The sequence below is a fragment of the Sneathiella aquimaris genome, from assembly GCF_026409565.1.
GTDB lineage: Bacteria > Pseudomonadota > Alphaproteobacteria > Sneathiellales > Sneathiellaceae > Sneathiella > Sneathiella aquimaris.
This window is the reverse complement of sequence record NZ_CP112881.1, coordinates 1,809,113-1,828,434: the sequence shown is the minus strand read 5'-3', so window position 1 is coordinate 1,828,434 and position 19,322 is coordinate 1,809,113. Positions and strand designations below refer to the sequence as shown.

The 19,322-nt window shown below is 47.8% G+C and carries 18 protein-coding genes; 5 read left to right on the top strand and 13 right to left on the bottom strand.

From position 1 onward, the window contains the following. Positions 1–218: 218 nt before the first annotated feature. Complete coding sequence (locus OIR97_RS08595; RefSeq protein ID WP_169545253.1) at positions 219–1,355, top strand: sensor histidine kinase; 1,137 nt, start codon at positions 219–221, stop codon at positions 1,353–1,355. Positions 1,356–1,645: 290 nt separating this feature from the next. Here OIR97_RS08595 and OIR97_RS08590 read toward each other — a convergent pair whose 3' ends face one another. The 11 genes from OIR97_RS08590 to folK form a co-directional block, all read right to left on the bottom strand. Beyond that, the gene (locus OIR97_RS08590) at positions 1,646–1,915 is read right to left on the bottom strand and encodes a sel1 repeat family protein (protein WP_169545252.1); all 270 of its coding nucleotides are present in this window, start codon (positions 1,913–1,915) and stop codon (positions 1,646–1,648) included. Between the two features lie 224 nt (positions 1,916–2,139). Next, complete coding sequence (era, locus tag OIR97_RS08585) at positions 2,140–3,060, bottom strand: GTPase Era (RefSeq protein ID WP_169545251.1); 921 nt, start codon at positions 3,058–3,060, stop codon at positions 2,140–2,142. Then, positions 3,053–3,757 carry a ribonuclease III gene (rnc, locus tag OIR97_RS08580; RefSeq protein ID WP_169545250.1) on the bottom strand — a complete coding sequence of 235 codons (705 nt, stop codon included), beginning with the start codon at positions 3,755–3,757 and terminating at the stop codon, positions 3,053–3,055. Before rnc ends, era begins: the two co-directional genes overlap by 8 nt. Continuing rightward, positions 3,757–4,509 (bottom strand): signal peptidase I, encoded by a 753-nt coding sequence (gene lepB, locus OIR97_RS08575; RefSeq protein WP_169545249.1) that lies wholly within the window; start codon positions 4,507–4,509, stop codon positions 3,757–3,759. Before lepB ends, rnc begins: the two co-directional genes overlap by 1 nt. Positions 4,510–4,595: 86 nt before the next feature. Next, positions 4,596–5,000 (bottom strand): holo-ACP synthase, encoded by a 405-nt coding sequence (gene acpS, locus OIR97_RS08570; RefSeq protein WP_169545248.1) that lies wholly within the window; start codon positions 4,998–5,000, stop codon positions 4,596–4,598. 4 nt (positions 5,001–5,004) lie between these two features. Then, complete coding sequence (locus OIR97_RS08565) at positions 5,005–5,751, bottom strand: pyridoxine 5'-phosphate synthase (protein ID WP_169545844.1); 747 nt, start codon at positions 5,749–5,751, stop codon at positions 5,005–5,007. Position 5,752: 1 nt separating this feature from the next. Further along, positions 5,753–6,376 (bottom strand): DUF2062 domain-containing protein, encoded by a 624-nt coding sequence (locus tag OIR97_RS08560; RefSeq protein ID WP_169545247.1) that lies wholly within the window; start codon positions 6,374–6,376, stop codon positions 5,753–5,755. 15 nt (positions 6,377–6,391) lie between these two features. Beyond that, on the bottom strand, positions 6,392–6,979 hold the full coding sequence (gene pyrE / locus OIR97_RS08555; RefSeq protein ID WP_169545246.1) for an orotate phosphoribosyltransferase: 588 nt from the start codon (positions 6,977–6,979) through the stop codon (positions 6,392–6,394). A 12-nt stretch (positions 6,980–6,991) separates the two neighbouring features. Further along, positions 6,992–9,145, bottom strand: coding sequence for a RelA/SpoT family protein (locus tag OIR97_RS08550; RefSeq protein WP_169545245.1), 2,154 nt, complete (start codon positions 9,143–9,145; stop codon positions 6,992–6,994). 117 nt (positions 9,146–9,262) lie between these two features. Beyond that, positions 9,263–9,664, bottom strand: coding sequence for a DNA-directed RNA polymerase subunit omega (rpoZ, locus tag OIR97_RS08545; RefSeq protein WP_169545244.1), 402 nt, complete (start codon positions 9,662–9,664; stop codon positions 9,263–9,265). 122 nt (positions 9,665–9,786) lie between these two features. Continuing rightward, on the bottom strand, positions 9,787–10,293 hold the full coding sequence (gene folK, locus OIR97_RS08540) for a 2-amino-4-hydroxy-6-hydroxymethyldihydropteridine diphosphokinase (protein WP_169545243.1): 507 nt from the start codon (positions 10,291–10,293) through the stop codon (positions 9,787–9,789). Positions 10,294–10,494: 201 nt separating this feature from the next. Between folK and OIR97_RS08535 the strand changes: the two genes are divergently transcribed. Next, positions 10,495–11,109 (top strand): LabA-like NYN domain-containing protein, encoded by a 615-nt coding sequence (locus OIR97_RS08535; RefSeq protein ID WP_169545242.1) that lies wholly within the window; start codon positions 10,495–10,497, stop codon positions 11,107–11,109. Between the two features lie 222 nt (positions 11,110–11,331). Beyond that, positions 11,332–12,720 carry a phospholipase effector Tle1 domain-containing protein gene (locus tag OIR97_RS08530; protein ID WP_169545241.1) on the top strand — a complete coding sequence of 463 codons (1,389 nt, stop codon included), beginning with the start codon at positions 11,332–11,334 and terminating at the stop codon, positions 12,718–12,720. A 21-nt stretch (positions 12,721–12,741) separates the two neighbouring features. On the opposite strand, the gene smpB is transcribed toward OIR97_RS08530, so the two are convergent. Continuing rightward, entirely contained in the window at positions 12,742–13,197 is a 456-nt protein-coding gene (gene smpB, locus OIR97_RS08525; protein WP_169545240.1) for an SsrA-binding protein SmpB, read from the bottom strand. 19 nt (positions 13,198–13,216) lie between these two features. Next, on the bottom strand, positions 13,217–14,092 hold the full coding sequence (gene dapA, locus OIR97_RS08520; protein WP_169545239.1) for a 4-hydroxy-tetrahydrodipicolinate synthase: 876 nt from the start codon (positions 14,090–14,092) through the stop codon (positions 13,217–13,219). 359 nt (positions 14,093–14,451) lie between these two features. On the opposite strand from dapA, the gene pepN reads away from it, so the two are divergent. Together pepN and OIR97_RS08510 are read left to right on the top strand one after the other, a co-directional pair. Further along, positions 14,452–17,046: an aminopeptidase N gene (gene pepN, locus OIR97_RS08515; RefSeq protein WP_169545238.1), complete on the top strand. Its 2,595-nt coding sequence runs from the start codon at positions 14,452–14,454 to the stop codon at positions 17,044–17,046. 52 nt (positions 17,047–17,098) lie between these two features. Then, positions 17,099–19,321 carry a lytic transglycosylase domain-containing protein gene (locus OIR97_RS08510; protein ID WP_169545237.1) on the top strand — a complete coding sequence of 741 codons (2,223 nt, stop codon included), beginning with the start codon at positions 17,099–17,101 and terminating at the stop codon, positions 19,319–19,321. Position 19,322 lies beyond the last annotated feature (1 nt).

The following is a 19,322-nucleotide window of genomic DNA, read 5'->3' as shown; positions in this document are numbered from 1 at the left end:
ACAACCCCTTGTTTTTAATTTTATATTTGCAACGAAACTCGCATACCAATTTTTATTTTAATTCTAATCGCCCCCAATATTTAACTTTCTGTTAACATATTCAATTTACGATTTTTTTTGTAAAATCTAACGTGACGCCCATTCTTCGGGGCAACCTGCAACAATGATTTAACCGGGATACAACGGTTAGGCGCACAATAACTAAAGGGGCTGACAATTTGGAGACTGTCTTATTAGATGCTCTCGAAAGTATTTCGGATGCTTTTGTCATTTATGACGATGGCGGTTATCTTGTCACCTGCAATGCCAAATTTCGTGAACTTTACCAATATTCAGAAGAAGAAACCGCCCCCGGTGTCCATTACCAGGAGTTAGGGAAAATTGATGTCTCCCGCGGTAATGTTGTGATTTCTGAATCCTGTCAGTCAAAAGAAGACTATCTGGATCAGAAAAAGGAATATCGCCAGCGACTAGAAGGCTCTTTCATTGTTCAACTTAAAGACAAAAGATGGATCAAAACAACAGACCGACGCCTTAGCAGCGGCGGATTTGTGTCTATCCAACGGGATATTACAGAAGAAAAAAGAAACGAAGAAGCATTACTGAGCGCGAAGAAAACAGCGGAACTGGCCAATCGGGCAAAATCAGAATTTCTGGCGAATATGAGCCATGAACTAAGAACACCCCTGAACGCAATTATCGGGTTCTCTTCCTTATTATCCGAGGCTGTTTATGGTCCGCATTCGGATCATCGATATAAGGAATATGCGCGCGATATTGAAGAGGCAGGCTCGCATCTTTTAAACCTTATCAATGAGGTGCTGGATCTTTCAAAGGTTGAGGTTGGTGATATCGTTCTCAGTGAAAAAACGACAGATATCTGGCAAATCAGCCAATCCTGCAAGGCGCTGACCGGTCAAAAGGCCAAGGAGAACAAGGTTCGCCTCAACATTAAAATTGATCCTCCCACTCTTCGCATTCACGCCGATCCAATTAAACTGAAACAGATTTTGGTAAATCTGGCCTCTAACGCCATTAAATTTTCCAAACCGGAAGGCACAGTTGATATTCTGTGGTCTCTCAAAAACGGGAAAATCAAGCTCACGGTCACAGATCATGGTGTTGGAATTGAAAAGGAGTTTCTGCCCCATATCTTTGAACCCTTCAGGCGCAGCCAGATTTCATCAGTGCTTAATTTTGAGGGAACTGGGCTGGGATTGACTCTGGTCAAGAAATTCAGTGATGCCCATGGGGCCGATTTGACACTTTCCAGTATCGCCGGAGAAGGAACGACCGTAACTGTGATCTTTCCAAAATCACGGACATGTTTAGATGAAGAGTTATTGGTAACCTAGTTTCTTATTTCAGGCTGGCCACGAAAGCAGGTTTTGGTATCCGCCCTGTTAAACCGTGCAGTTTGGAGACTAATCCCTCTGCTGGCATACCTCTCAAGAGGATAAAAATTCAAGCTCCAAAGACGTAGATCTCTGGCATATTTCAATATAAGCCAACGTCAACAGGATATGCTCGGTACTGTGCAAAATCAGGTCTCTTTTGGGGTCCATGACAGATATGGCCAGAGGCAATTACCCAACATTTCAAGACTATTGCCAGAGGCTAATCTTCCTCAAGAAACGTGAGGTTTTTAGTGAGACAGATACCATTCACGCGCTTGTTTCTGCGCAGCCGCAATTTCTTCAGGAGACATATCCTGAGAGATTTCTGCACGGCATTCACGGGCTTCCACCACACCGTTCATCGCAGCAAGATTGAACCATTTATGCGCTGTTACAAGATCAAGCGGCACTTCGTCGCCGGTAGAATAAAGCAGACCAGCCCGAAATTGCTCTTCTGGTAGTCCCTCTTCTGCTCTGGAGAGTTGCATCGAAATTACGCCTGTATCCAACTGTGCCATTATCCTACTCCTCAATAATCAGACAATCGACGGTACGATTTCAAAAATATAATTAAATATGTCGTTTATTACGAAGTTATAATGGAGGGTAAATTCTTAAAAATTTGTTTCTAAAAACCCCTTTTCAAAATAATTTTAAGGAATTTTTATAAGGCTAAAATACAAAAAAGCCGGCCCCTCAAAAAAGAGCCGGCTTTTCATATCCGCTAAGGGATTGCCTTATATTAGTTTTTTGGAAACTCCAGTCCCATTTCCTGATAACGTTCGGCATCATCCATCCATTTTTCACGTACTTTTACAAACAGAAAAAGATGAACTCTTTGCCCAAGGCTTTCTTCAAGTTCCGCACGGGCCAGTTCGCCAATCTTTTTGATGGTCTGTCCGCCCTTACCCAGAATAATCGGTTTATGGTTCGCCCGGGATACATAAATCACCTGATCGATTTTAACGGACCCATCTTTGCGTTCTTCCCATTTCTCTGTTTCAACTGTCAACGAATAGGGTAATTCCTGATTCATTCTCAAAAACAGTTTTTCACGAGTGATCTCCGCCGCCAGGCTCCGCATGGGAGCCAGTGCAAGTTGATCTTCCGGGTAGAGCCAGGGACCATCCGGCAGTTCTTTAGCAAGCTCTGCACGCAATTGAGGCACACCGTCACCGGTCAAAGCCGAAATCATGAAAACCTTATCAAAAACCCCTTTATCAGTGAGTTCTTTTGCCAATCCAAGGAGGTTCTGGCGTTTGATCGCATCAATCTTGTTAAGGATCAAATGCGCCGTTTTACCCGCCTGTTGCAGGCCATCGATAATCCGTTCAACATCTTTGGTAATACCTCGAATGCTATCCACAAGCAAAGTCAGCTTATCCGCGTCCTGTGCCCCTTCCCAGGCGGCATTTACCATGGCTTTTTCAAGGCGCCGGTTTGGCGCGAAAATACCCGGGGTATCGACAAAAATCATCTGACAGTTATCTTCAATGGCAATTGCCGTTACGCGCGCGCGTGTCGTTTGCACCTTTGGCGACACAATCGCAATTTTCGCCCCCACCAACTGATTTAACAGGGTTGATTTACCGGCATTTGGCGCACCCAGAAGGGTTACATATCCACATTTGGTTCCTTCAGCAGGAATTTCCGTACTATCCATTTCTTTGTTCTTTCAAAAGCTTTTCAGCGGCAAGCTGCTCTGCCCCTCTTTTAGACATAGCGCTCGCACCATAAGTCGGATAGCCCTCGACAAATACTTCGATTGTAAATGTTCTGGCGTGATCCGGTCCGCATTCATTAATGACCGTATATACGGGAATGGGTTTACCCTGCTTGGCAGCCCATTCCTGAAGCGCCGATTTAGGATCTTTATTTTTTGCGCTTTTGTTATCAAGCCGGCACCACCAGTTGGCCTCGATAAACTGGCGAGCGACTTTCATGCCGCCATCCAGATACAGGGCCGCGATCAGGGCCTCAACGCAATCTTCCAGGATAGACGGGTTTTCGCATCCACCCGCCGCCTGCAAATCCTCTGACATCAGAATATAATCCTGCAGATCCAGCTGCTGAGCGATTTCAGCAAGTGTTTCTTTTCGAACCTGGGCATTATACCGGCGCGACAATTCGCCAGCCTCAGCCCCTTTAAAACGCTGAAAAAGCTCTTCACTGATTACAAGCCCGAGAACTCTATCGCCCAGAAACTCCAGACGGTCATAGTCCCGTATCTGCCCTTTTCTGCGCTTCCCTCCCTTCGTCAGAGACGAGTGCGTCAGCGCTTCTTCAAGCAAGCTTTCGTCGTTAAAATTATGGCCAATCTTGACCATAAATTGATGCAGGGGTTTCTTATTACTGGGCATTAATTCAACATTGTCAGCACACGTTCCCAACGGGTTGCAAACGGTACTTCCCAAATTTCAAGGAAGCTGGTGCCTCCTTCAAGGGAATAAAAGATAACTTCGGCCCGACCAACAAGATTTTCAATAGGGATATAACCGACCTGAGACAAAAAGCGACTGTCTGTCGAATTATCGCGGTTATCCCCCATCCCGAAAACATGACCCGCAGGGACCGTATAAACGCCTGTATTGTCGGCCGTGCTATTTTTGACAACATCGATTGTCATATAAGACACGCCGTTCGGCAGTGTTTCTTCATATTGCGTATAACGCCGCACATTACCATGAATATCGCGATCAACATAATCATCGACTTTTTTACGGGTTACGGCTTTACCGTTCAAATATAAAACACCGTCGCGCATCTGAAGTTTGTCGCCGGGCAGACCCACAATCCGCTTGATGTAATCGATGGGCTCTCCAACTGGTTTTTTGAAAACCGCAACGTCCCCGCGCTTTGGCAGATCTTCCAGAATACGGCCTTCAAACGGACCCATGCTGAAAGGAAACGAATGCTTGCTAAACCCGTAAGAATATTTAGACACAAAAAGGTAGTCGCCAATTTTCAAAGTAGGCAGCATGGATTCTGATGGAATTTTAAACGGCTCGAAAGCAAATGTTCTAATTACCATTGCTATCAAAACGGCATAAACGACCGTACGAACGGTTTCCCCAAACCAGCCTTCGTCTTTTTTTGCCACGTCTTCTTTCATCAAAATCGCCTAACTGTTTTTTATATCAGACTCCGCAATAGAAGCCTGAATTTCAAATTCAAATTATTTAAATTACTTACTATAGATTATTGGGCCGGTTTAACAGCTTCTATCATCACAAAAGACTCAGCTATCGGCGGTTCATCCGTAATGGTTAGATGAATGACCGCCTCCATACCCTCTGGCGTAATTTCCTGCAATCGTTTTAATGCACCGCCTGTCAGTTTCATGGTCGGTTTTCCAGACGGCAGATTGACCACCCCCATATCTTTCCAGAAAACCCCTTTGCGAAACCCCGTCCCCAATGCTTTTGAACAGGCCTCTTTTGCCGCATATCTTTTGGCATAAGATTCCACCCGGTTCATGCGTTTATCAGATTTAGTTTTTTCGACATCCGTATAAATTCGGTTCAAAAAACGCATTCCGAACCGATCAATGGTTTTTTCAATACGACGGATATCAATCAGGTCGCTTCCAATTCCGATAATCATCAATTCAGGCTTCCGGAATTTGCGCGCGGGCCTCATCCATAAGATGACGCATTTTCTGAATTGCTGGCACAAGACCCGAGAAGATCGCTTCTCCGATCAGGAAGTGACCAATATTCAATTCAACCACGGTCGGAATCTGCGCAATCGGCGCAACCGTATCGTAGGTCAGGCCGTGACCACAATGGCATTCGATACCAAGCTTCTCGGCAACCTCCGCACCCTGCTGAATGCGCTTCAGCTCTGCCGCCTGCTTATCACCCGAGACAGCATCACAAAAGGGACCAACATGAAATTCGACAATATCAGCACCCAGATCCGCTGCGGCTTCCAATTGTTTGGCGTCAGGCTCGATAAATAACGAAACCCGGATATTTTTTGACCGCAGGCTTGAAACATAATAGGCAAGCGCATCCTTACTGCCGACAACATCCAATCCACCTTCAGTCGTGCGCTCTTCGCGCTTTTCAGGCACCAGACACGCCGCGTGCGGTGTATGCATCAGCGCGATATCCAGCATTTCCTGTGTCGCCGCCATTTCAAAATTCAATGGTATGCTTAGATTGGCCGCGAGTTTGGTAATATCACCATCTGCAATATGTCTGCGGTCTTCCCTAAGATGAGCGGTAATCCCGTCGGCGCCAGCCTCTTCGGCCATTTTCGCCGCTCGCAAAGGATCTGGATGAACGCCGCCCCTTGCATTACGGATTGTTGCTACATGATCAATATTAACGCCCAGTCTTAAATGTTTCATTTCATCCACGGTTGTCCAGTGTTTCCTGACCAGCGGTTTTCTCTTTTGGTGTTCGCTGGGAACGCGCTGCAAATAATGCATCCGCCCGTCTCGCATGAAATTTACGAATAAGTGCGCGCAAGGGATAGAAAAAAATGATCCAGACGACAATAAAGACAGGAATAGACCCGATCAGCATGGGAAAAAGAACATCGCCGAAAATATTCGACACGCTTTGCCACCCATTTTGAAACAGATTATTGACGAAATGTTCGACCGTATCGGCCCCAAAAACGCTACTCTTTGTGCCAGAACGGCCCAGCATCCAAATGCCCAACTTATAAATAAGCGTCCAGATAAAAGGAAAGGTCCACGGATTGCCAACGGCCGTACCGATAGCAGAAGCGATAATATTTGCCCGGAACATCCACGCAAGCAAACCGCCAAGAAGAAAATGAAACCCAACAAACGGAGTAAACGAGATCGCCGCTCCAAACGCAAATCCAGCCGCCAACGAATAAGGTGTACCCGGCAACCGCGCAAGGCGATAGCCCAGATACTGTGTCGATCTTTTAAAACCAATCGACGGCCAGAAAAAATTAGCCACCTTCATTATAGTGGTTGGTTTGGAGTTCCGTTTGAACATCTGCGGTCTCTTGTTTTACTTAAGATTGCGGCTACCCGGCTTTATGGCAGGTATTTTCGCAAGCTCTGGTGGCAATTTGTCAGCTTCATATGTTTTGACATCCATTCCCATCAGAGAAAAGAGTGGTACACCCACATCAGCAGATCCATTTGATCGGTCGATCAAGCAGGTTGCTCCAACCACGGTCGCGCCAGCAGCCTGAATAACATCAATACATTCCCGGCTGGATTTTCCTGTCGTCACGATATCTTCAGACATAATCACTCGGGCGCCTTTTTTAAGTTCAAAACCGCGCCTAAATTCAAATTTACCGTCGACACGTTCCGTAAACATCCCCGGAACTCCCAGTTGGCGGGCCATTTCATAGCCAACGATCACACCGCCCATGGCAGGTGCAACAACAACATCAACGGCCCCTTCCCCAAGGGACGCGATGACTTTATCCGCCAGCGCCCGACATAGGATCGCGGCCCGCTCTGGGTGCATCAGCACTTTTGCACATTGCAAATAACGATCGGAATGCAATCCAGAGCTCAGAAGGAAATGACCTTCCAGCAATGCTTCAGTTTCCCGAAAATGATCCAATACGTCGTCATGTGTCATTAAAGTGGTTCCTTAATTCGTGGCTCTCTCAACCGAACTGATCACGGGATCAGCCCGCAAGGCCGCCATTATGTTGGTAAGATGCTTGACATCGCGGACCTGTACATCGATCCGCATCTCAAAGAAATCCTCACTGCGATTTGATATCACCAGATTATTAATATTTCCGTTATTCGCAGCAATTGTGGATGTGATACTGGACAACGCCCCCGGCTCGTTTGCCATGACAACATTCATCCGGCCAATCAGCTGTTCACTTTCGTGACCCTCTGTCTGCCAGGAAACGTCCAGCCAACGTTCAGGAACCTCTGCGAACTGTTCCAATGTATCACAATGAATGGTGTGAATTGTGACGCCTTTACCTGTTGTGACAATTCCAACGATCCTGTCCCCGGGAAGCGGATGACAACAGCCCGCAAGATGCATCGCCATGCCCGGGATAAGTCCCTTGATCGGAACAGCATGCCGGTCTTTTGAACGTTTTGCCGGTTTTGATTTTTTAAGCGCAAGAATGTCTTTGTCGTCGAGGTTTTTCTTCTCGCCCGGAAAGACGATTTCAAGCAGTTGCCGCCCTGTATGGGTGCCGTCCCCGAGCGAATAATAGACGTCTTCAATGCTGTCCAGCCCCCAAACCTTCTGCACAGGTGCCAAAGCTTTTTCAGTAAACGGCTTCCCTTCGGTTCTGAACGCTTTTTCGGCGATAGACTGACCTAATTCCACATACTGATCGCGTTGTTGATGCCGGATAAACCGGCGAATTGCAGATCGGGCTTTCCCGCTAACAACAAAACTTTCCCAAGTCGGTGATGGTGTCTGATTTTTGGATCGTAATATCTCGACCTGATCCCCATTATGCAAAACAGTCCTGAGAGGCGCCATACGACCATTGACTTTGGACCCGACACAGGTATCACCGACCTGTGTATGAACGGCATAGGCAAAATCAACGGGACTGCTGCCCGCAGGCAGGGAAATCAAGTCTCCTTTTGGAGAGAAACAAAAGACCTGATCCTGATACATATTAAGCTTGGTATGTTCCAGAAATTCATCTGGATCAGAGGCTTCTTCCAGAATTTCAAGAAGTTCCCTCAGCCAGCGATACTGCTGTCCTTCAATAACCGCGTCGCCAATTTCCTGCTTATACTGCCAATGAGCCGCAACACCATATTCATTGGTTTCGTGCATTTCCCGGGTTCGGATCTGAACTTCAATGCGTTGCCGTTCAGGGCCGATAATTGTGGTATGCAGGGATCGGTAGTTATTGCGTTTTGGCGTCGAAATGTAATCCTTAAAACGTCCCGGCACCATCGCATATTTCGCGTGCAGGTTCCCCAGCACATGATAACACTGTTCTACGGTAGAGACGATAATCCGGAAGGCGATGATGTCGGATAACTGTTCAAACGCGACATTGTTTTTCTCCATCTTTCGCCAAATGGAGTAAGGGCGTTTTTCCCGGCCGGAAACTTCTGCCTGAAATCCCGCTTCACTCAGATCGTCTTTCAACGAACTCACAATTTTCTCGACAAGGTCTTCGCCTTCTGTACGAAGATATTCAAGGCGGCGCAAAATCGAGCGGCGGGCTTCGTTGTTCAATTCAACAAAGGCAAGGTCTTCCAGTTCATCCCTGAAATTCTGGATACCAATCCGCTCCGCCAACGGCGCGTAGATTTCCATCGTTTCTGTTGCTATTCGCAACCGTTTCTCTGGTTTCTTGATAAAATGCAGGGTCCGCATATTATGCAGTCGATCCGCAAGTTTTACCAGCAACACCCTGATATCATTGGACATTGCCACAAGCAATTTCGAAAAATTTTCCGCCTGCTTGGTCCGATCCGATTGCAATTCCAACTGGGACAGTTTGGTAACGCCGTCTACCAGTGTGGCAATTTCAGATCCAAATATCTGTTGAATCTCATCATGAGTGGCGACTGTATCTTCAATCGTATCATGTAATAAGGCAGTAATGATTGTCGCTGTATCAAGCTTCAGTTCGGTGAGGATACCGGCAACTTCAATGGGGTGTGAGAAATAAGGATCGCCTGAGGCTCTAATCTGACTGCCGTGGGTTTTGACAGTAAATACATATGCACGGTTGAGGAGATCCTCATCCGCCTGTGGATCATAACTAAGAACGCGCTCTACAAGCTCAACCTGTCTTAACATTCACTTTATCCGCGCTCACTCTCCTGGACACACCGAACCTTCTCACTCTATAGAAATAGGGGCCGAGAATTGCCAAGACAACGCTCCGCCCCCATTAACTAGATATAACTTAAAATCTTATGAGAATGGATCTTCGGTCGTATCTGCTGCAGGCTTTTCTGCGCCTGTTTCAGTCGCACCGATTTCGTCTGCCGTAAAAGTTTCGGCTGGCTCGCCTTCCTGTACAACTCCAGCCCATTCTGAACTAGAGCTCATCAATGCTGCCATATTGTCTTCTTCCGGCTCATCAACCTCAACACGCCGCTGAAGTGTATGGACCAGACTTGTTTTCAGATCATCAAGATCGATGGTTTCATCACCAATTTCGCGAAGTGCAACAACAGGGTTCTTATCGTTGTCACGATCAACAGTCAGCATGGAACCTGCCGCAATACCGCGCGCACGACGGGCAGCTAGTAGGACAAGTTCAAAACGATTAGGAACCTTCTGGACGCAATCTTCAACGGTCACGCGAGCCATAAACAATACTCCAAATGTATATGATTTAAACTTCTTCTTATTCCCTTAGCGGAAAATATGCAAGCCCAAGCGACCTATTTTCCGTTAAAAAGGCATTTTTTTTCGGCCTCTAGGTGGCGTTCCTAATCTGGCACAATTTCAAACGCCTGTACCGGGCTCAGCCGAGCCAGTAACTCTGCCGCAGATTGTTGCAGTGTTGGGTGAACCCAATCGGGGGCTATTTCCGCCAACGGGGCCAGAACGAAGGCCCTTTCCTGCATAAAAGGATGCGGGACAACACTGCCCTTGGTCTGATCCTGATTAAGCGTAATCTGGTTATCATAGGCCAAAAGGTCCAGATCCAGAACCCGGGCTTCCCATTTAACTTCCCTTACCCGGCCAAATTCTTTTTCGACCTCATGCAGGCGGCTTAACACCCTCTCCATGGGTAGAGAGGTTTCAACTTCGATGACGTTATTCACGAACCACGGCTGATCTGAAACCGGAACCGGCGCTGTTTTGTACCAACTGGAGCGTTTAATCACCATCAGATCGGGTTGCTCCAGTGTCCGAATAGCCGCTTTAAGGCTGTTGACAGGCTCACCGTAAACCGGATGCATCAAATTGGCACCCATCCCAATAAAAATCATTTAGTACCTCAAACCTTAAACGGACAAAAAAGCCCCGCTTACCTGCTTATCATTTCCAGAGGCATCTTTGCCCCCGGAAATAGGCAGTGTAAAATTATCGCTGGTGCAAAAAATGCGATTTTGCTATGCATATAAGTGCCGGTATCTCACAAGACCGATACGATGACCAACAAAAATAATAAAGAATTCTGGACAAATCCCATGACATTTTACGCTGAAGAAAGAACGGCCCTATTTATCGACGGGTCAAATCTATATGCATCAGCCCGCTCGTTGGGCTTTGATATTGACTACAAAAAGCTTCTAAGCGAATTCAAGAATAAAGGTCGCCTGGTGCGAGCCTTCTACTACACAGCCTTAATGGAAGAGCAGGAATATTCCCCCATTCGCCCGCTCGTGGACTGGCTGGATTACAATGGTTTTACCATGGTCACAAAACCCACCAAAGAATTCACCGATGCAACAGGCCGCCGCAAGCTAAAAGGCAATATGGATATCGAACTTGCCATCGACATGATGGAGTTAAGCGAACGTATCGACCATGCTGTCCTGTTTTCTGGTGACGGTGATTTCCGTCGTCTGGTGGAAGCCATCCAGCGAAAGGGTGTCCGCGTTACTGTTGCAAGTACAGTAAAAACAAACCCGCCAATGATTGCAGATGAACTGAGACGGCAGGCTGATTTCTTTATAGAGCTTAAAGATATCCAAAATAAAATAGGCCGCGCCGTATCCACTGAAGACCGTACTGACTATGATGAATATGACGATTACGACGACGGGTTTGATCCATATGACGATATGGAAAAATCTGCCTGATCCCATCGAAACATACACTTCTACCCTCAAAAAACCCGCCTCGCCTGTGGTGGGTTTTACTTTTTTCTAATATGCGATAAAATAGGGATACCGTAATTTTTGATAAAATTTTAACTAATTGTTATCGAATTTGAGTGCATTCTTCGCTGAAGACATGGGGGTACGCGTGCCTATGGTGCTGGGTTATTCAACAGCATCTAGACACTTCTTGGGGTAGGATTGATGACACGTAAACTGGTCGTTTTTAATGACCATAGCTGGATTAAACCCCAGCAACGAAGTGGAAAGCGGGCCGTCACTGGAAATGCGACGCTGGCCTTTCAATGCTTACTGCCTGAAACCACCTCACATGAAAAACAGATTAGCTTCCTGCAAAATGATCAAATTGAAAACCGGCGATTTACCACGGCCTTTTCCCGCCTGACAGGTCTGGGGTTACGCCGAGAGATTTTCGCGGCCTATCAGTTTCTAATGCAGAACTATATGCATGGCGATGAAATCTATCTTTTCGGAGCGGGGCGCGGCGCCTTCACCATGCAATGCCTGGCTGAAATGATCAGTATTTCCGGCCTTCTCCATATTGACTCCAACAGTGGTCTCATGGACGCCTATAATTACAGCCGATTATCTGAAAAAGCCCGCAATGGCTTTTCCGGCAAAGCCCTGCGATCAAAATTCGAGTCTCGCTCGGTTCCTATTACATTTCTAGGATGCTGGGACCCTGTCGGGCATATGGGAGCTCCTTCCTTCCTGCTTCGATCTGCAACGCGTTTATGGTCTGAATTCCATAGAGAACGGGTCTCCGCCAACACTAAATCCGTCTATCAGGCGCTCGCCCTTGACGAAGTGAATACAGACTTCAAACCAAATGTCCTGTTAGGATCTGACTCCGATCACCTCACCTCAATTGAACAGGTATGGTTTGCAGGCAAACACTCCAATGTTACTGGTGGTCAGCGAGACAGCCGGTTGTCTGATATAGCCTTAAGATGGATGATCGGAAAAGCCATCCAACACGGCCTTAATTTTGATCAGGAAAAACTGGATGACCTGACCTCGCCGGATCCACTTGGCTGTATTACACCCGATACATGGAGAAGCCGAGTAAAAGCCCGTCTTGGTCAACGGGAAAAAATCCGCGCTGTCGGCAAGGCCGACGCGGCGTTTTCACGGATACAAAAAGCGGGCACCGAAAAAATTCATGTCTCTGTCAAGTCAAAGGAACGCAAAGAGCCGCATTATTCACCACAAGCGCTGGCGTATCTGCCGTTAGGCTCGTTACCCATATGTCAAAATGACGATTTGCCAAAACAGTCTGTCCGTAAATTTGAAAGATTGCCGGTAAATTGCCCGGCGACCGTGCTCGTCAGCAGCAGTCGTTTTAACGGGAATTTACTGGATTTCAGCGAAGGTGGTGCCCGACTTTGGGTTCCACTTGACTTGCCTGTAGGGACACCGGTGACAATTCGCTCTTCCCTGTTATTTGACGAAGAAAAAACAGGGCATGTGGTTTGGATTAAAAACCAGTCTCTCGGACTGGATTTTTCAGGGAATGTAAACCTTGAAAATACAGATGGCGAACAGCCGCCAAAGCCACGTTATTTACAGTAGCGCCGTCGTCACTGAAACAAGCTAACTGCTACTTTTGAGCAAGCGCTGCTTTTCTCTATTCCAGTCACGGCTTTTTTCCGTTGCGCGCTTATCATGCTGCTTTTTACCAGAGGCCAAGCCGATCTTTACTTTGACTTTGCCGCGTTCATTGAAATAAAGCGAAAGCGGTACCAATGTTTTGCCTGCTCGTTGCACCTGTGCTTCCAGCTTTGCCAATTCCCGCCGATGCATCAACAGTTTACGCGGCCGGGAAGGCGCATGATTAAATCGGTTTCCAAAGTCATATTCAGCGATATGCGCATTCACAAGATACAAACCATCATTTTCAAAAGAAGCGTATGATTCCTGAATATTTGCACCGCCGGCACGAAGGCTTTTCACCTCCGTACCAACGAGCATGATACCAGCTTCAAACTCATCATTGATGAAATAATTGTACCGGGCTTTCCGGTTATCCGCGATGGTTTTACTTGTCATTTTCCAAACGTCTTAAGGGTTAGTCAAGAAGCCCGGCAAATTGCAAGGCCGCCTTGATCTCTTTTTGAACAATCTCAGGCGTCTCGACCAACGGTAACCTAACGGTTGGCTTGCATTTACCCAGCAGGGACAACGCGTACTTAACCGGGGCCGGACTTGCATAAATGAACATTGCCGTATGCAAGGGGGTCAGCAAATCCTGAATTCGCATCGCTTCCTTAACATCCCCGGCAAGACTTGCTTCCTGCATTTGAGAAACCAGCGCCGGTGCAACATTTGACGTCACAGAAATACAGCCATTTCCGCCATGCGCATTAAAACCGATTGCCGACCCATCTTCGCCGGAAAGCTGATTAAAGTCTGCACCACAATGCAGCCGCTGCTTGGAAACACGAAACACATCGCCAGTGGCATCCTTTACACCAACGATATTTTTCAGCTTGGACAGCTCGCCCATTGTTTCAGGTGCCATATCGACAATGCTGCGCCCAGGAATATTATAGATATATATGTCTATATCGACAGCGTTATTCAATGCTTCGAAATGGGCATACATGCCTTCCTGAGTTGGCTTGTTATAGTAAGGCATCGCAATCAGAACAGCGTCGGCTCCGGCTTTCTGGGCCTGCTGGCTCAAACGGATTGCTTCGGCGGTGTTATTTGATCCCGCCCCGGCCATAACAGGAACGCGCCCATCAGCGGCTTCAATGCAAAGCTCTACAACACGATCATGTTCCGGGTGGCTCAAAGTTGGAGACTCTCCCGTTGTACCGACCGGTACAAGACCCTTTGTTCCGGATTTTATCTGCCAGTCTACAAAGGATTGGAACGACTTTTCATCCACGCTCTCTCCATCAAACGGAGTAACAAGAGCGGTGAGTGATCCTCTAAACATGACAGTTTCCTTATAATCTAGCCAAAAACATTATTCAGCTTGGGTTGCGTCCTCTCTCATCCCAAGAAGCTGAACGGAAGAGTTATAAGCGCATATCGACACTTGGCAAGAAGTAACTGCAATACAAGGCTTCAATTTAGCAAATTTCAAGAATAGAAACAGTCTTCCCCTGCTTTCAATTGAACTTTTTCCTGCACTGAACGAGCAAAAAGACGAATTCCCCCTGAAACATTGCAATCGTCATATCAAAGCTTGAAAATCAAGAAGATGTATACAGGTGTTGTCTATAAGATCACCTCTTGATCGCGCCCTCATTCAGAGTATCCTAACAGCCGCACTCTAGAAAAGGTATTAAACACGTGTCAAACACTGCCGTTCAGCCCGCAACAATCTATTTAAAAGATTATCAGGCGCCCGCCTTCACCATTACGGATGTTCAACTCACTTTTGTGTTGGAAGAAGAAGGAACAACCGTAACATCAGTAATGGAATTTAAACGTAACCGTCTGGGCTCCAATCAGGTCAGGCTGAACGGTGAAGAACTGGAGCTTCAATCCATTCAGGTCGACGGCGTCAAACTGGCGCCGACCGATTATACCCAGACGAAAACCGATTTGAGTTTTCTGGCACCGTCCGACCATTTTTCTGTTCAGATCGTTACGCTGATCAAGCCACAGGAAAATACCGCACTGGAAGGATTATATAAATCCAGCGGTAACTTCTGTACACAATGTGAAGCGGAAGGGTTTCGCAAGATTACCTATTACCTTGATCGTCCCGACGTCATGGCCTCTTTTACGACGACGATTATCGGGGACGGAACAAAATACCCGGTCATGCTGTCCAACGGGAACCTTGACGGCCATGGGTTGTTGAACGATGGACGCCAATTCTACCGGTGGGTCGACCCTCATCCGAAACCCGCCTATTTGTTTGCCCTGGTTGCAGGCGACCTTGCCCGCGTTGATGACGAGTTCACAACGATGAGCGGACGTACAGTTGCGTTGCAGATTTTCGTCGAAAAAGGCAACGAGGACAAATGTGACCATGCGATGCAATCGCTCAAAAAATCCATGAAGTGGGATGAAGAGAAATATGGGCGAGAATATGATCTGGATATCTTCATGATTGTCGCTGTTAGCGATTTCAATATGGGCGCTATGGAAAACAAAGGCCTGAATGTTTTTAATTCCAAATATGTTCTGGCGTCCCGCGAAACCGCGACGGATGCTGACTTTGACGGCATTGAAAGCGTCATTGCCCATGAATATTTCCACAATTGGACGGGCAACCGCATTACCTGCAGGGATTGGTTTCAACTGACCCTGAAAGAAGGACTGACCGTTTTCCGCGATCAGCAGTTTTCTGCGGATATGAACTCCGCCCCTGTCAAACGGATTGAAGACGTCCAACGATTGCGCGCAGCACAGTTCCCAGAAGATGCGGGGCCCCTCGCCCATCCTATTCAGCCCCAAAGCTATGTGGAGATAAACAACTTCTACACGGCCACTGTTTATGAAAAAGGGGCGGAAGTCATCCGCATGCTGCATACCCTGCTGGGCGCGGAAAAATTCCGCAAAGGGATGGACCTGTATTTTGAACGTCACGATGGTGAGGCTGTCACGACAGAAGAATTTATCGCCGCACTGGAAGATGGATCAGGCGTTGATCTTAAGCAGTTTCGCCGCTGGTATATCCAACCGGGAACCCCTGAAATTTCTGTGACGGAGCGCTATGACCAAGCAAACCAGACTTATGTGCTGGTTCTGACGCAGAAGAACAAGAAAGCAGGCGCCAACACGGACCCCCTGCATATCCCACTCAAGATCGGTCTTCTGGATAAGGACGGCAACGACCTTCTGCCTGAGGACACGCTTTTGGATTTCAGGGAAAAAACACAGGAATTCCGATTTGAAAATATTGCTGAAAAGCCGGTTCCTTCGTTATTCAGAGGATTTTCAGCGCCGGTTAAACTTGGCAATAACCCGGGGGATGCCGCTTTGGATCTTCTGTTCAAAAAAGACAGTGATCCGTTTAACCGGTGGGAAGCAGGACAGCGGCTCGCCACAAATATGTTGCTGGAGCAAATAGAAACCTTTGCCACCACATCAGCGCCGAGCAGACCCTCAGAAACCTTCATCAGCGCATTTGCAGAGCTGATTGCGGACAACTCTTTGGATCCTGCATTCAGGGCTTCCGCCTTATCACTGCCCGGGGAAACCTATATCGGTCAACAAATGCTGATTGTTGATGTGGACGCCATCCACCAGACCCGAAAATTAACTGCGCGCTATATTGGAGAGCGCTTCGAAGAAGCGCTTCTGAATATTTATGAAAATAACCACGAAATTGACACGGCCGGTGCCCGGCAACTTAAAAACGCGGCTCTGTCCTATTTATGTGCGACCGAAAGAGGGACCTATACAAAACTGGCGTCCAAACAATATGCCCAAGCCCGTTCAATGACCGATCGGGTCGCTGCGATTGCACGGCTTGTCAATACCGCCGGAACGGCCCGGGAAGAGGCCTTAGCCGATTTTTACAGTCGCTGGGAGGGCGATGCCCTGGTCATCGACAAATGGTTCAGTTTGCAGGCGATGGCGACCCGCGAGGACACCATGAATGATGTTCGAGCCCTTATGAAGCACCCGTCCTTTACCATGCTGAACCCTAATCGGGTACGGTCACTGATCGGTGTCTTTGCTTCGGCCAATCCTGTTCATTTTCATGCGAAGAACGGCGACGGCTATGCCTTCCTTGCTGATCGTATAATTGACCTCAACAAAACAAACCCGCAGATTGGTGCACGCTTTGTCAGTCCGCTGGGCCAATGGCGTCGCTATGACAAGGATCGGCAGGGTTTGATGAAAGAACAGTTGCAACGCATTCTGGAAACGCCGGAGCTGTCAAAACACATATACGAAATGGTGAACAAAAGTTTGAACAATTCTTAACCGAATTTGGGTAAACTCGTTTTTGACTAACCATCAAAGGAGAAAGAGTGTCGTGCCACCCTTCGTAAAAAACTTCACTAGCGCTGTGCTGGGCAGTTCCTTTCTGGTGGCCTTTTCACTCTCTTCGGCCGTTGTTGCCGCCCAACAATCAGCCCCGCTGCAGGCAATCGATGATGACGGCATTGATCGTCAGAGCCGTCATGTGCCTGTACCGCGGCACAAGGTGAGTGCGATCCCTACTCCGCGCAAACTTGATTTTCAGCAGGCAAGCGTTCGTATTCCAGCGGCCGCTACCAAATCCTCCGGAACACCGCTTCCCAGACAAAAGCCAGACGCGCTGATCGCCCTGCCGTCGGAATATACAACAGGCCTCCTTTCAAAGGACGACCTTAAGCATTATACCCGCGCCTTTAACAGTCTTTCAAAACGTCATTGGCAACAAGCCATTTCCGAAGCGGAAAAAGCAACCTATCAACTGCCGGCCAAATATATCCGCTGGAGTTACGTGCGCGCCTACAAAGGGGGGGCCAGCTTTGATGACATTACTTCCTTCGTTGTCGACAACCCTCATTGGCCCTACAGAGACACCTTAATGCGACGCGCGGAACAGGCTCTGGTTAATCCTGTCCCTGTGGAACGCACGATTTCCTGGTTTGCAGACAGAACACCAACAACGGGGATGGGCATGCTGCGCTATGGTGAATCCCTGATCGCCGACGGACAAACTGAAAAAGGGATTGAGTGGATCAAAACAGCGTGGATTGAAGGCTCGTTTAGCGAAAAGCACGAAAAACAGTTCCTGAAAGATCACAAAAGCATCCTGTCAACGGACCTTCATGAAGCGAGGCTGGATCGGTTGCTATGGGACAGGAAGCCGGTTGACGCCATCCGAATGCTCAACCTCGTCAGCAAAAACACAAAAAAGCTGGCCGTGGCCCGTATCCGCTTGATGCGTATGGCAAAAAATGTTGACGGTGCCCTCGCGCAGATACCAAAGAATTTGATGAACGATCCCGGCCTTCAGTTCGAGAGAGCAAAATGGCGCCGCCGAAAAGGCAAACATGATGAGGCGCAGGAAATTCTTCTCCAGTTTGGTGATGATGCGCCGCGCCCCGAAAAATGGTGGACAGAACGCCATATTCAGGCCCGCAAACTGTTGCGTATGGGGCATATAAGTGATGCGTATAACCTGGTCAGCAAACATGGCTTAAAGAGTGGCGGAAAATATGCAGAAGCAGAATGGATGTCTGGATGGATTTCCTTGCGGTTTTTGCACGATTACAATATCGCCCACAAACATTTCAAGCGGCTTTATAACAATGTCAGTTTTCCCATCAGCCGGGCGCGCGGGGCCTATTGGCTTGGCAGAACGAATGCTATCCTGAAGGATGAAAAATCTGCGCGTTACTGGTACAGCGAAGCCATAAAATATTCCTCTACCTTCTATGGTCAGGTTGCACTGAATGAACTGGGTTATACGGATATGCCAGCCATCCGTAAAACGCGGAAACCGGGACAGGACACCATCGCCAGGCTTGAAGACAATGAATTGGTTATGGTGGCCAAGCATCTTGCGGAACTGGGTCATGCCAGAAAGGCACGTCCGTTTCTATTGCGCCTGACGGAGCAGGCGAAAAATACCGAAGAATATGTATATCTGGCAAAGCTGGCAGAAGAAATCGGGCGGCAGGACTATGCGGTCACGGTTGCAAAACGCGCATCCCAACTCGGAACTGAACTCACTGACATTGCCTGGCCGACAACAACGACACTGCCTGACAATCCACCTATTGAAGTGCCCCTTATCCTGGCGATTACCCGTCAGGAAAGTGCGTTTGCTGAAGATGCCATCTCTCATGCCGGCGCGCGCGGACTTATGCAACTAATGCCAGCGACGGCACGGGCGGTCTCCCGGAGGCTTAAAGTTCCGTATGCCAAGTCGCGATTAACATCTGATCCCGCGTATAATACATTGTTGGGCAGTACATATCTGGGACGCCTGATCGACAACTATGACGGTTCCTACATTCTGGCGATTGCCTCTTATAACGCGGGCTCTTCCAGAGTTCGCCAATGGATCAGCGAATGGGGCGATCCCCGTACGGGAGACATTGACGTTATCGACTGGATCGAATTGATTCCGTTCAGTGAAACCCGCAATTATGTCCAGCGGGTTTTGGAGAACCTGCAGGTTTACCGGCAACTTTTAGGCAACACCGGATACAGAATGGTACAAATCGATGCAGACCTTACTCGGGGGAGCCCCACATTCTAAA